Source organism: Streptomyces sp. NPDC001380, from assembly GCF_042895785.1.
GTDB lineage: Bacteria > Actinomycetota > Actinomycetes > Streptomycetales > Streptomycetaceae > Peterkaempfera.
The window spans coordinates 48,406-60,376 of the sequence record NZ_JBIAWP010000008.1 but is presented as its reverse complement, the minus strand read 5'-3'; the positions used below and the strand labels follow the sequence as shown (position 1 = coordinate 60,376).

The window sequence follows — 11,971 nt, the reverse complement described above, 5'->3', positions numbered from 1 at the left end:
CGGGATCCTGTGCCGTCTCCGGCGCCCGGTCCTCAGGCGGGGCGCTCGGCCATGACGACCAGGCCCGGCCCGCTCTGCTCGCCCGCGGGGAGCCGGAGTTCGGCGACCGGGCGCAGCCCGGCCCGCGCGATCAGGTCCACGAGCTGTTCCGGCCGCCACCGGTGCGTCGTCCACCGGACGGGCACACCTCCGTAGGCCTCGGTGCGCACCACGTCCCCGTCGCCGACGTGTGTCGCGGTGATGAAGTGTCCGCCCGGCTCCAGGGCGCGCGCGAACAGGGCGAGGACCTGAGGAAGGACGTCGCGGGGGAGGTGGAACAGGGACCACCACGCGAGCACGCCGCCGAGGGACGCCTCACCGAGGTCGAGGTCGGTGGCGGAGGCGACGTCGAAGCGGCACTGCGGATGGAGACGGCGCGCGTTCTCGACCATGCGGGGGGGGAGAGGTCCACCCCGGAGACGTCGAGTCCGCGTTCGGCCAGGTGGGCGGTCACCGTCCCGGGTCCGCAGCCGACGTCGAGAACGGGTCCGAGACCGCTCACGGTGTCGGCGAAGGCATCGACGGCCGCCTTGAGCCAGGGATGGCGCCGGATGTCGCCGAACCCGGTCGTCACCACCATGCGGGCGTAGGTGTCGGCCACCCGGTCGTAGGACTCGCGGACCGCGTCGAGATCGGCCGGGCGGTCGGTGCGGTGTGCGCGCATCAGCCGAGGATAGGACGACGGTCCCGGTTCCGGCGGTGCAGCTGTCGGAACACGGACCGGCCGGGGTCCGGCCGCCGCGAGGGGGCCGACGCGGTTCCCGTCGTCGCGGCGGACCCTGCGCCGGGCCGGGGCCGCTGTCGGGGCCGCTGCCGGGCCTCGGGTCGGGCCTTGGGTCGGGAGCGTCCCCGGCATCCGCGCGGTGCCCCACCGCCGGCTCCCGTTCCGGCGCTCCCCGCGGGCCGGTCAGACCGACGGCTGGGCGAACCACTCCCGCGCGGAGGTCAGGCCCCACACGATCACGGCGTCGATCGCCACGACCAGGACGCCCAGCACCGGCGCGGACGGGATGAAGAACATCCACCGCACGGCGCTGACCACGGCGAAGGCCAGCGCCAGCAGCCTGCCGGTGACACGCTGCCGCCCGTTGAGCGCCCAGGCCGCGTAGAAGGCGAGCAGCGCGAGGACCAGGTCGAGGACGCCCCACCAGGCGTGGGCGGAGCCGAAGACGGCGAAGGCGCGCGGGGAGAGCCAGCTGCTGCCGGCCCACTCGGTGACGGCGGCGATGACGAGGAAGGTGCCGAGCAGCACCATCATCACCGAGGCGAACTCCACCCGGGGAGGCATGGCTTCCTCCGGCTGCGCGGGCCGTCCTCCGGGTGCGTCGCTGTACATGACCCGATCCCAGCACCACGGCGGCCCCGGGGCACGCCGGGACGGCGCGCCGCTCCCCCGGCCGGGTGGCGGCCCGGTCCGGGGGAGGCGGCGCGGCGGCCGTCCGTACCGCGCGGCCGCCGGCGGGGCGGCCGCGGGTCGGGCGGCGCGGCGGGGGTCAGGCGGCGCGGCGGCGGGTCAGAGGATCGCGCCGGGGGTGTACTTCGCGGCCTGCGGGTACTGGTCGGCGACCTCCTGCACGCGGCGGGCGACCTCGGCCACCTGCGCGCCGGCCGCGCCGGTGAAGGAGAGCCGGTCGGCGAGGAGGGCGTCGAGGGCGGCCCGGTCCAGCGGGATGCGGCCGTCGGCGGCGAGCCGGTCCAGCAGCTCGTTGTGCCGGGCGCCCTCGCGCATGGCCAGGGCGGAGGCGACGGCGTGCTCCTTGATGACCTCGTGGGCGGTCTCCCGGCCCACGCCGGCCCGCACCGCGCCCATGAGCACCTTGGTGGTGGCCAGGAACGGCAGGTAGCGGTCGAGCTCGGCCTCGATGACGGCGGGGAAGGCGCCGAACTCGTCGAGGACGGTGAGGAAGGTCTCCAGCAGGCCGTCGAAGGCGAAGAAGGCGTCCGGCAGGGCGACGCGGCGGACCACGGAGCAGGAGACGTCGCCCTCGTTCCACTGGTCGCCGCCGAGCTCCGCGGTCATCGAGGCGTAGCCGCGCAGGATGACGGCGAGGCCGTTGACGCGCTCGCAGGAGCGGGTGTTCATCTTGTGCGGCATCGCGGAGGAGCCGACCTGGCCGGGCTTGAAGCCCTCGGTGACCAGCTCGTGGCCGGCCATCAGGCGGATGGTCTTGGCGAGGCTGGAGGGGGCGGCGGCGAGCTGGACGAGCGCGCTGAGCACGTCGAAGTCCAGGGAGCGCGGGTAGACCTGGCCGACGCTGGTGAGGACCCGGTCGAAGCCGAGGTGGGCGGCGACGCGGCCCTCCAGCTCGTCGAGCCTGGCGGTGTCGCCGCCGAGGAGGTCGAGCATGTCCTGGGAGGTGCCGACCGGGCCCTTGACGCCGCGCAGCGGGTAGCGGCCGAGGAGGTCCTCCAGGCGGGCGAAGGCGGCGAGCAGCTCGTCGGCGGCGGTGGCGAACCGCTTGCCCAGCGTGGTGGCCTGGGCGGCGACGTTGTGCGAGCGGCCGGCCATGACCTGCTCGGAGTACTGGGCGGCGAGGCGGCCGAGGCGGACCAGCACGGCGACGGTGCGGTCGCGGACGTGCTCCAGGGACAGCCGGATCTGGAGCTGCTCGACGTTCTCGGTGAGGTCCCGGGACGTCATGCCCTTGTGGATCTGCTCGTGGCCGGCGAGGGCGCTGAACTCCTCGATCCGGGCCTTGACGTCGTGCCGGGTGACCCGCTCGCGGGCGGCGATGGAGTCGAGGTCGACCTGGTCGACGACGCGCTCGTAGGCGGCGACGGCGTCGGCGGGGACCTCGATGCCGAGGTCCTGCTGGGCCTTCAGCACCGCCAGCCACAGGCGGCGCTCCAGCACCACCTTGTGCTCGGGGGACCAGAGGCGGGCCAGCTCCGCGGAGGCGTACCGGGCGGCCAGGACATCGGGGATGTTGGGCTTGGCGCTCACGCTGCGCAAGCCTAACAGTCCTGGTCAGCGCGGAGCCGCCCGGGACGCCGCGGGGGCCCGGGCGGGAGCCGCGGGTGGCGGGGCCCGGGCGGGACGGCCCCGGCGGCAGGCCGGCCCCGGCCGGGATCAGTCCTGGCCGGGATCAGTCCTGGCCGGGGCCGGCCAGCAGCGGCAGCAGCGCGCCGCAGAGTTCGTGCAGGGCGCGGCGCTGGCCGTCGTCGAGGGAGTCGAAGGCCCGCCGGGCCCGCTCCATCCCGGCCCGGATACTGTGCAGCGCCTCGCGGCCCTCGTCGGTGACCACCACGATCTTGACCCGGCGGTCGGTCTCGGCGGCACGCCGCACGGCGAGCCCGCGGCCCTCCAGCCGGTCCACGATGCCGGTGACGTTGGAGGCGTCGCAGCCCAGCCGCCCGGCGAGCGCGCGCATCGGCACCGGCTCCTGGACCGCGCCGAGCGCCTTGGCCTGGGCGGAGGTGAGCCCGAGGCGGGCGGCGGCGGCCGCGAAGTCGTGGAAGTAGGCGGCGCCCACGGCGGCGACCGCCTCCATGAGGTCGGTGGTGGTGGGGGTCTCGGCGGTGGGGGCGGCAGCGGTCTCGGCCATGCCCCCACGGTACGGCAGACAACTTGACAGGTTCAAGATTTCACGGGCGCAAGCTACCGGCGCGGCGCCGCCCGGCGCACCAGGCGGTCGACCACCGGCACCATCCCCTCCACGCCGCCCGCCAGGGTCGGCGCGGTGCGGTACCGGCCCTGGACCACCACGCTGGGCAGCTCGGGCACGGCGTAGCGGGCCATCAGCGCGGGCGCCTCCCGGGTCTCGCGGCGGACCTCGGCCGAGGCGTAGGCCCGGCGGAACCGGGCGCCGTCCACGCCCTGCTCGCGCGCCCAGGCGGCCGCCGACGCCTCCGTGGTGAGGTCGCGGCGCAGGTCGCGCACGGCGTGGAAGGCGGCGGCCTGGAGGCGGTCGACCAGGCCGAGCCTCTCCAGCGTGTAGTAGAGCCGGGCGTGGGCGGTCATCACCCGGTCGCCGCCCGGCCACACGGCCGGCACCCGGCGCAGCCGCACGTCGCGCGGCTGCCGGACGGCCCAGGCCGCCAGCGGCCTCTCCAGGCGCTGCGAGTGCCGGCAGTCGTACCAGAAGAACTCGACCGCCTCCCGGCCGCCCGGCCGGTCCACGGCCTGGGGGCGGTCGAGCCGGACGTACCCCTGCGGGGGCGCGCCGGCCGCGGTGGCGGCGGCGGGGCAGAGGGCGGCGGCGAGGGCCGCGAGCACGGCGGCGGCCCGGGTGCGGAGCTTCATGGCGGCACCCTGGCAGGTGCGGGCGCGGGCGGGTGCGGGGCGCACGGCGGCCGGCGGCGGATTCCCCCGATGGGACGACCGGGCCAGGGCCCGTTATCCCGTAGGGGGACGGTCGGCCGACCGCCCCCCTGCGGGCCGGGCGGGGACCGGCCCGGCCCGGCTCCCGTCACAGGCGGCCGCCGGAGGCGGAGTCGGCGGAGAGCCGCTGCGCCAGGTAGACGGGCACCACCGAGGCGACCACCAGGACCGCCGCCACCACGTCGACCACCGGCGCCTGGTTGGGCCGGGACATGTTGGAGAAGATCCACACCGGCAGGGTCTGCACCCCCGCCCCGGCGGTGAAGGTGGTCACCACGATCTCGTCGAAGGAGAGCGCGAAGGCCAGCAGCGCCCCCGCCGCCAGGGCGGAGCGCACCATCGGGAAGGTGACGTCCCGGAAGGTGCGGAAGGTGTCGGCGCCCAGGTCCATCGCCGCCTCCTCCAGCGAGGCGGCCGTGCGCCGCAGCCGGGCGGCGACGTTGTTGTAGACCACCACCACGCAGAAGGTGGCGTGCCCCACGACCACGGTGAACAGGCCGAGCCCGACGCCGAGCGGCTGGAGCACCGTGCGGAAGGCGGTGTTGAGGGCGACGCCGGTGACGATGCCGGGCAGGGCGATCGGCAGCACCAGCGCGAAGGAGAGCGCCTCGCGGCCGAAGAAGCGGTGCCGCTGGGCGGCGAAGGCCGCCATGGTGCCCAGCACCAGCGCGAGGGCGGTGGCGCCCAGGCCCGCCTTGACCGAGGTCCACAGCGCCGAGCGGGCGCCGTCGCTGTGCCAGGCGTCGGACCACCAGTGCAGGGTGAGGCCGGAGACGGGCCAGCCGAGGGTCCGGTCGGCGTTGAAGGACTGCACCAGGACCAGCAGCAGCGGCAGGTAGACGGCGGCGAGCACGGCGGCGGCGGCGACGCGCAGGGCGGTCCGGGCGCGTCGGGAGAGGTTCATGGGGGGCTCGGCTCCTCACGGACGGGGCGGGCTGGCTGCGCGTCGGGGGGGACGCCGTACCGGGTCGGGGCCGTGCGGGGCCGCGGCTCCCGCGGCCCCGCACGGGCCTCACAGGCTGCGGAGGGCGCCGCTGCGCCGCACGGCCAGCAGGTAGAGCAGGATGACGACGACGGGGACGGTCCCCAGCGCGGCCGCCAGCGGCAGGTCGAGGGTGATGTTGGCGTACACGAGGTTGCCGATCAGCTGCGTGCGGCCGCCGACGATCTGCACCGCGATGTAGTCGCCCAGGCTGAGCGAGAAGGTGAAGACCGAGCCCGCCGCCACCGACGGCAGCACCATGGGCAGCACCACCGAGCGGAAGGTCCGCCCGGCGCCGGCCCCCAGGTCCGCGGAGGCCTCCAGCAGCTTGTCGGGCAGCTGCTCCAGGCCGGCGTGGATCGGCAGGATCATGTACGGCAGCCACAGGTAGGCGAGGACGGCGACCACGGCGGGCAGGCCGAAGCCCGGACTGCCCAGGCCCAGCGGCCGCAGCACCCAGTCCAGCGGACCGCCCTCGGCGAGGATCGCCCGCCACGCGTACACCTTGACCAGGTAGCTCGCCCACAGCGGGGTGAGCACCGCCACCACCAGCAGGCGGCGGTGGCGGGGCCGGGCGACCTTGGCCATGTAGAAGGCGACGGGGAGGGCGAGCAGGACGTCGATGACGGTGACCGCCACGGCGACGCCGATGCTGCGCAGCGCCACCGTGCGGAAGACGTCGGTGGTGACGACCGCCCTCAGGTTGTCGAGGCTCCAGATCCGGACGACGTCGGAGGTGAAGGGGTCGGTGGTCCAGAAGGCGGAGAGGAAGAGCGCGGCGAGCGAGCCCAGGTAGGCGACGACCAGCCAGGCGGTGGGCGCGGAGAGCAGTCCGGCCAGGCGCAGCCGGGGGTGGCGGTGGAGGAAGGCGGCGAGGGCGGTCACGTCGGTGCTCAGCCCTTGATCCCGGTCCAGGCCTGGACCCACTTGGCGTAGGGGACGCAGGTGGTGTCCTTGCGGCCGTCGACGCACTGCGGGATGGGCGTGGTCCAGAACCAGACCCGCTTCCAGTAGGCGGCGTCAGAAGCGTGGTAGGTGGCGCAGAAGGACTTGTCCGCGGTGTGGTCGCAGGCGAGGCGGTTGGCGGGCGCCTCGCCGAAGTACTCGGCGACCTGGGCGTTGGCCTCGGGGGAGACGATCCAGTCCATCCACCGGTAGGCGCAGTTGGGGTGCTTGGCCTTGGCGGAGACCATCCAGGTGTCGGACCAGCCGGTGGAGCCCTCCTTGGGCAGGACGGCGTCGACGGGCGCCTTCTCCGCCTGCGCGGTGTTCGCGATGACCTGCCAGGTGGTGCCGAGGACCGAGTTGCCGGACTTGAAGGCGGAGACCTCCTTCAGGTAGTCGCTCCAGTACTCGCCGATGTTGGCGTTCTGCTGCCGGAGCAGCGCGACGGCGGCGTCGAACTGCTCGGAGTCCAGCGCGTAGGGGTTCCTGATGCCCAGCTCGGGCCTGGTGCTCATGAGGTGGAGCGCGGCGTCCGCGATGTAGATCGGCGAGTCGTAGGCGGTGACCCTGCCCTTGTACGGGGAGTCGGCGGCGAAGACCGGGGCCCAGGAGTCGGGGGCGGGGCTGACCTTGTCCTTGCGGTACATCAGCAGGTTGGCGCCGTAGCCGTGGGGGATGCCGTAGGCGACCCCGTTCACGGAGTTCCACTTCTGCATCTTGAGGGAGGCGAACACGTCCTTGTAGTTGGGGACGAGGTCGGTGTTGACGGGGGCGGCGTCGCCGGAGGCGATGAGGCGCAGCGAGGCGTCGCCGGAGGCGGAGACGGCGTCGTACTCGCCGGTCTTCATCAGGTTGACCATCTCGTCGGACGTGCCGGCGACCTTGGTGCTGACCTGGCAGCCCGTCTTCTTCTCGAAGGGGTGGACCCAGTCGACCTTCGGGTCGTCGGAGCCGTCCTCGGCGTAGCCGGCCCAGGCGATGAGGTTGACCCTGCCCTCGCCGGGGCCGAGGGTCTTCATGGCCTGGAGCCTGGGCGGGGTGAAGCCGGCGCCGCCCGCGGCGGACGGCTTCGCGGTGGAGGAGCAGGCGGTCGCGGCGAGCGCGACGGCGCAGAGGGCGGCGGCGAGGGCGGGGGTGCGGCGCACGGGGAGGGCTCCGTTCGGAGGCGACGGGGACGGGGGTGTGCGGGCGGTGCGGGGAGGGGCGGCCGTGCGGCGGTGCGTCAGGCGGCCTCGCCGATCCGGACGTTGTGCCGCCGGTCCCAGACGAGCAGGGCCCGGGCACCGCGCAGGGCGGCGGAGTCGGTGGCGGAGGCGTCGAGGTTCTGGCGCAGCGCGGTGAGGCGGCCGCCCGCGTCGAGGTCGACGACCAGGCGGGTGGTCTCGCCGAGGTAGACCGCCTCGGCGATCCGGCCGGCCGCCCGGCAGAGCTTCGCGTCGCCGTCCCCGCCGTCCCCGCCGCCGGGCTGCGCGGCGTCCTCGCCGGTGAGGACGCGGATCTTCTCGGGCCGGACGCTGAAGGTCCCCCGCTCCCCCAGCACCTGCTCGGCGGCGTCGCCGTCGAGCAGGTTGGAGGTGCCCACGAAGGAGGCGGCGAAGGCGGTGGCGGGCCGCTCGTAGAGCTCGGCCGGGGTGGCGACCTGCTCGATGCGGCCGGCGTTGAAGACGGCGATCCGGTCGCTGAGGGTCAGCGCCTCCTGCTGGTCGTGGGTGACCAGGACGAAGGTGATCCCGGCGGCGCGCTGGATCTCCTTGAGCTCGCCCTGCATCTGCTCGCGGAGCTTGAGGTCGAGGGCGCCCAGCGGCTCGTCCAGCAGCAGCACCCGGGGGCGGGTGACCAGGGCGCGGGCGAGGGCCACGCGCTGGCGCTGGCCGCCGGAGAGCTGCCCGGGGCGCCGGTCGCCGAAGCCCTCCAGGCGGACGCCGCGCAGCGCCTCGCGGGCGCGCTCGGCCCGCTCGGCCCGGGGGACGCGGCGGACCTTGAGGCCGTAGGCGACGTTCTGCTCGACCGTCATGTGCGGGAAGAGGGCGTAGTCCTGGAAGACCGTGTGGACGTCGCGCTCGAAGGGGGCGAGGCGGGTGACGTCGCGTCCGGCGAGCTCCACGGTGCCCGCGGTGGGGGCCTCGAAGCCCGCGATCATGCGGAGCACGGTGGTCTTGCCCGAGCCCGAGGGGCCGAGCATGGCGAAGAACTCGCCGTCGGCGACCTCCAGGTCGACGCCGCGGACCGCCTCGACCCGGTCGTACGACTTGCGCAGTCCGCGCAGTGCGATGGCCGGGGTGTCGCTGGTCGGCTGCGCCGGCATGGTGCGGTTCCTCCTCGCCGTAGGGGTGTGGGCGAAAACCTATGGAATTATATTTCAAAGGACAAGACCCGGGCCGGGTAAAGCTTCGGCCAAGTGGGAGAGTGGACACGGACATCCGTGCGTACGGGGCCAGCGCGGAACGGTCAGAAGGACGGCGGAGGTTGGAACGACTCTCGGGCGGCGCCCACCTCGGCGTCTTCGCCCCCGTGCAGAACCAGGCGCGCGTCGGCGCCGTCGCCCGCCGCCTCGGCGACGCCATCGAGCTGGGCCTGCTCGCCGACGGCGAGCAGCTGCCCGGCGAGGCCGACCTCGCCGCCCGCCTCGGCGTCTCCACCGTGACCCTGCGCGGGGCGCTGGTGGTGCTGCGGGAGCAGGGGCTGCTGGAGACCCGCCGCGGCCGGGGCGGCGGCAGCTTCGTCACCGCGCCCTCCGGCCCGCCCGCCGAGCGGCTCCGCGCGCGCCTGGCCGAGTACGGGGTCGAGGAGCTGCGGGACCTGGGCGACCACCACGCCGCGGTCTCCGGCGCCGCCTCCCTGCTGGCCGCCTGCCGCACCGACGAGGACGGCCTGGCCCGGCTGCGCCGGTTGGAGGAGGAGTTCGCCGCGGCGGCGGGCGACGCGGCCGCGCTGGCCCGGGCCGACCGGCGGCTGCACGTGGAGGTCGCGGCCGCCGCGCAGTCGCCCCGGCTGACCCGGGAGGAGATCCGTTTCCAGACGGAGTCCGGAGCGCTACTCTGTCTCGCACTTTCGGAGGACGATCTGGCAGGGGCGGCGGTTCGGCAGCACCGCTCCCTGCTGGCGGCCGTCGAGGCCGGGGACGGGCAGGGGGCCCGCGCCCTCGCCGAGGAGCACGTGCGGGCCGCCGTGGACCGCCTGGTCGACCTCCGGCTGCACCTGCCCGACTGAGCCCCCTCCCGGGGCACCGGCCGGGCGCCCGACACCGCCCGCCCCCGCGGCCGCGGCACCCCGACCCAGGCAGGCCCCGTGACCGTCCAGCACTCCCCCGCCTCCCCCCGCACCGCGGCCCGCACCACGGCCCGCGGCGGACCGGGCCGCACCCCCGCGGGCCCCGCCGCCCCGGCGGCCGCGGCGGACCCGGGAGCGGCGGCCGCCACGGCCGAGGAGGCGGTGGCACGGGTCCGGGACACCCTGGAGCGGGTCTTCGCCGCCGTCGAACGGACCCGGGAGGCGGCGGAGCGCATCGTGGGCGGCGCCCGTGCCGCCGGCGCCGCCCCCTCCACCGCCGACCTGGCCGCACTGCGCCCGCTGCTGCTGCGGCAGCTCGCGGAGCACGCCCCCCTGATCTCCGGCGCGGGCTTCGTCGCCGAGCCCGGCAGCCTCGCCGACGCCCCCGCCTGGCTGGAGTGGTGGCAGCCCGGCCCGGACGGCGCCCCGCGGCCGCTGCGCCTGCACCTGGACCCCGACCGCTCCGCGTACGCCGACTACACCCACTGGGACTGGTTCGCGATCCCCCGCACCACCGGGCAGCGCGCCGTCTCCGGCCCGTACGTCGACTACCTCTGCTCGGACGAGTACAGCCTCACCCTGGCCGCGCCGGTCACCGTCGGCGGGGAGTTCGCCGGGATCGCGGCGGCCGACGTCTACCTGCGGCACTTCGAGGCGGCGGTGCGGCCCGTCCTGCGGCGGCTGCCGGCCCCCGCCTGCCTGGTCAACGCCCGCGGGCGGATCGCCGCCTCCAACACCGCCCGGCACGTCGCCGGCTCGCTGCTGCGGGGCGTGGACCCGGCGGCGGTGCCGGGGACCGGCGCCCACCGCCAGGGCGGGCTGGAGCTGCGGCGCTGCGGGACCCTGCCGCTGGTCCTGGTCACGGGCTGACGCGGGACGCGGCGGCGCGGCGGCACACGCGGGCCACCCCGGAGACAGCGGGGTGTCCTGGGCCGCACCGGGAGGCCGGCTCCGGCGGACCAGGAGGGCCGCCTCAGCGGACCAGGAGGACTGCCTCAGCGGACCAGGAGGTCCGCGAGCCGCTCCAGTTCGGCAGCCGGGTCGGCGGTGAGGCCCGTGTGGACCGGCCCCGGCTGCACGACGGTGCTGCGCGGCGCCGTCAGCCAGCGGAACCGCTGCCCGGGGCTGTCGGCCGCGGCCTGTCCGGCGTGCCCGCCGCCCAGGCAGACCCCCTCCACCCCGCGCAGCACCCGCCGGACGCCCTCGGTGTCGGCGTGCGGGTCCAGGGCCAGCAGCCGCGCCTCGTCCAGGTGGGTCAGCGCGCCGACGAAGCCGGGGACGCGGCAGTAGAGGAGGACGCCCACGTTGACGCACTCGCCGCGCTCGACCCGGGGCACGGCGCGGAGCACGGCGTACTCGTAGTCGTGGAGCACCGGGTCCGGGCCGCCGGGTGCCGGGGCGGACGCCGGGCCGGACGCCGGGCCGGGTGCCGGGGCGGGGCGGTCGGCGGTCATGCGGGCACCTCCGGGAGCCAGTCGCGGGGCCCGGCCGCACGGGCGGCGAGCTGCGCGGCGTACGCCTCGCGGACCGCGTCCGGGCAGTCGAAGCCGGGCTCGTCCGCCAGCCACTCGTCGGGGACGAGTGCGGCGGCCTCCAGCAGCAGGTCGTCGGTGACCAGGGGCCCGAGCTCCCGGTCGGCGGCGGCGACGTCGGGCCCGAAGCGGAGGAGCGCGTGGTCGCCCGCGTCGAACGGGCGGCGGGTCCAGGCCGGGGCCCCGGGCCAGTGGTGGTGGAAGATCAGGCAGGCGCCGTGGTCGACGAGCCACAGGCCGCCGCCGTCGACGAGCAGGTTGGGGTTGCGCCAGGAGCGGTCCACGTTGCCCACCAGCGCGTCGAACCAGACGATCCGCCCGGCCTCCCGCGGGTCCACCTCGAAGCAGAGCGGGTCGAAGCCGAGCGCGCCGGAGACGAAGGCCATGCCCAGGTTGAGGCCGCCGCTGGCGCGCAGCTGGTCCTGCACCTGCTGGTCGGGCTCGCTGCGGGCGAGGACCGGGTCGAGGTGCAGGCGCCGCAGCTCGGGCACCCGCAGGCCCAGCCGCCGGCCGATCTCCCCCGCCAGCACCTCGGCCACCAGCGCCTTGCGGCCCTGGGCGGCGCCGACCCACTTGGCGACCCACACCCGGTGGTCGTCGCCCTCGACGAGGCCCGGCATCGACCCGCCCTCACGCAGTGGCGTCACGTACCGGACCGCCGTCACCTCGGGAAGCACCCGCACACCCTACCCACCGCCGGACGGCCGCCGGGAATCCGCGGTCCGCGGCACCGGCCGCACCCGTCCGCCGCGCATGATCCGCTGCGGGCCGGTGAGGAGCAGGGACGAGGCCGTGCGGACCGGTGGCGGGGCCTTCGGCGCCGTGCCACTGTGGCCGCAGGCGGCGACGGTGCCGCCGCACGGGGACACCGGCGGCAGTGAC

General features: G+C 75.9%; 12 protein-coding genes and 1 pseudogene. 2 read left to right on the top strand and 11 right to left on the bottom strand.

The features are described from left to right. Positions 1–32: 32 nt before the first annotated feature. The 9 genes and pseudogenes from ACFY07_RS12060 to ACFY07_RS12020 form a co-directional block, all read right to left on the bottom strand. Positions 33–703, bottom strand: a pseudogene (locus ACFY07_RS12060) (class I SAM-dependent DNA methyltransferase). Between the two features lie 243 nt (positions 704–946). Then, the gene (locus ACFY07_RS12055; RefSeq protein ID WP_230654127.1) at positions 947–1,375 is read right to left on the bottom strand and encodes a hypothetical protein; all 429 of its coding nucleotides are present in this window, start codon (positions 1,373–1,375) and stop codon (positions 947–949) included. Between the two features lie 177 nt (positions 1,376–1,552). Next, positions 1,553–2,983, bottom strand: a complete 1,431-nt coding sequence (gene purB / locus ACFY07_RS12050; RefSeq protein ID WP_390868556.1) for an adenylosuccinate lyase — start codon at positions 2,981–2,983, stop codon at positions 1,553–1,555. A gap of 142 nt (positions 2,984–3,125) precedes the next feature. Continuing rightward, complete coding sequence (locus ACFY07_RS12045; RefSeq protein WP_390868555.1) at positions 3,126–3,584, bottom strand: MarR family winged helix-turn-helix transcriptional regulator; 459 nt, start codon at positions 3,582–3,584, stop codon at positions 3,126–3,128. Between the two features lie 53 nt (positions 3,585–3,637). Beyond that, positions 3,638–4,282 carry a thiol:disulfide interchange protein DsbA/DsbL gene (locus tag ACFY07_RS12040; RefSeq protein ID WP_390868554.1) on the bottom strand — a complete coding sequence of 215 codons (645 nt, stop codon included), beginning with the start codon at positions 4,280–4,282 and terminating at the stop codon, positions 3,638–3,640. Positions 4,283–4,448: 166 nt separating this feature from the next. Continuing rightward, positions 4,449–5,264: an ABC transporter permease gene (locus tag ACFY07_RS12035; RefSeq protein ID WP_230654119.1), complete on the bottom strand. Its 816-nt coding sequence runs from the start codon at positions 5,262–5,264 to the stop codon at positions 4,449–4,451. A 108-nt stretch (positions 5,265–5,372) separates the two neighbouring features. Beyond that, entirely contained in the window at positions 5,373–6,269 is an 897-nt protein-coding gene (locus ACFY07_RS12030) for an ABC transporter permease (protein WP_374228198.1), read from the bottom strand. After that, positions 6,236–7,432 (bottom strand): ABC transporter substrate-binding protein, encoded by a 1,197-nt coding sequence (locus ACFY07_RS12025; protein WP_390868553.1) that lies wholly within the window; start codon positions 7,430–7,432, stop codon positions 6,236–6,238. Before ACFY07_RS12025 ends, ACFY07_RS12030 begins: the two co-directional genes overlap by 34 nt. A gap of 77 nt (positions 7,433–7,509) precedes the next feature. Further along, positions 7,510–8,592 (bottom strand): ABC transporter ATP-binding protein, encoded by a 1,083-nt coding sequence (locus tag ACFY07_RS12020; protein WP_390868552.1) that lies wholly within the window; start codon positions 8,590–8,592, stop codon positions 7,510–7,512. A gap of 161 nt (positions 8,593–8,753) precedes the next feature. Here ACFY07_RS12020 and ACFY07_RS12015 point away from each other — a divergent pair, with 161 nt between their 5' ends. Together ACFY07_RS12015 and ACFY07_RS12010 are read left to right on the top strand one after the other, a co-directional pair. After that, positions 8,754–9,497 carry a FadR/GntR family transcriptional regulator gene (locus ACFY07_RS12015; RefSeq protein WP_390868551.1) on the top strand — a complete coding sequence of 248 codons (744 nt, stop codon included), beginning with the start codon at positions 8,754–8,756 and terminating at the stop codon, positions 9,495–9,497. 78 nt (positions 9,498–9,575) lie between these two features. Next, entirely contained in the window at positions 9,576–10,427 is an 852-nt protein-coding gene (locus tag ACFY07_RS12010; protein ID WP_390868550.1) for a cache domain-containing protein, read from the top strand. A gap of 125 nt (positions 10,428–10,552) precedes the next feature. Here ACFY07_RS12010 and ACFY07_RS12005 read toward each other — a convergent pair whose 3' ends face one another. After that, positions 10,553–11,011 (bottom strand): DUF3037 domain-containing protein, encoded by a 459-nt coding sequence (locus tag ACFY07_RS12005; RefSeq protein ID WP_390868549.1) that lies wholly within the window; start codon positions 11,009–11,011, stop codon positions 10,553–10,555. Next, entirely contained in the window at positions 11,008–11,766 is a 759-nt protein-coding gene (locus ACFY07_RS12000) for a HipA family kinase (protein WP_390868548.1), read from the bottom strand. The genes ACFY07_RS12005 and ACFY07_RS12000 overlap by 4 nt, the downstream gene beginning before the upstream one ends. Between the last annotated feature and the right edge of the window lie 205 nt (positions 11,767–11,971).

Excerpts from the sequence above, each read along its gene's own strand:
- ACFY07_RS12020 (WP_390868552.1), bottom strand. The coding sequence starts at position 8,592 with ATGCCGGCGCAGCCGACCAGCGACACCCCGGCCATCGCACTGCGCGGA.
- ACFY07_RS12040 (WP_390868554.1), bottom strand. The coding sequence starts at position 4,282 with ATGAAGCTCCGCACCCGGGCCGCCGCCGTGCTCGCGGCCCTCGCCGCC.
- ACFY07_RS12055 (WP_230654127.1), bottom strand. The coding sequence starts at position 1,375 with ATGTACAGCGACGCACCCGGAGGACGGCCCGCGCAGCCGGAGGAAGCC.
- ACFY07_RS12035 (WP_230654119.1), bottom strand. The coding sequence starts at position 5,264 with ATGAACCTCTCCCGACGCGCCCGGACCGCCCTGCGCGTCGCCGCCGCC.
- ACFY07_RS12005 (WP_390868549.1), bottom strand. The coding sequence starts at position 11,011 with ATGACCGCCGACCGCCCCGCCCCGGCACCCGGCCCGGCGTCCGGCCCG.
- ACFY07_RS12045 (WP_390868555.1), bottom strand. The coding sequence starts at position 3,584 with ATGGCCGAGACCGCTGCCGCCCCCACCGCCGAGACCCCCACCACCACC.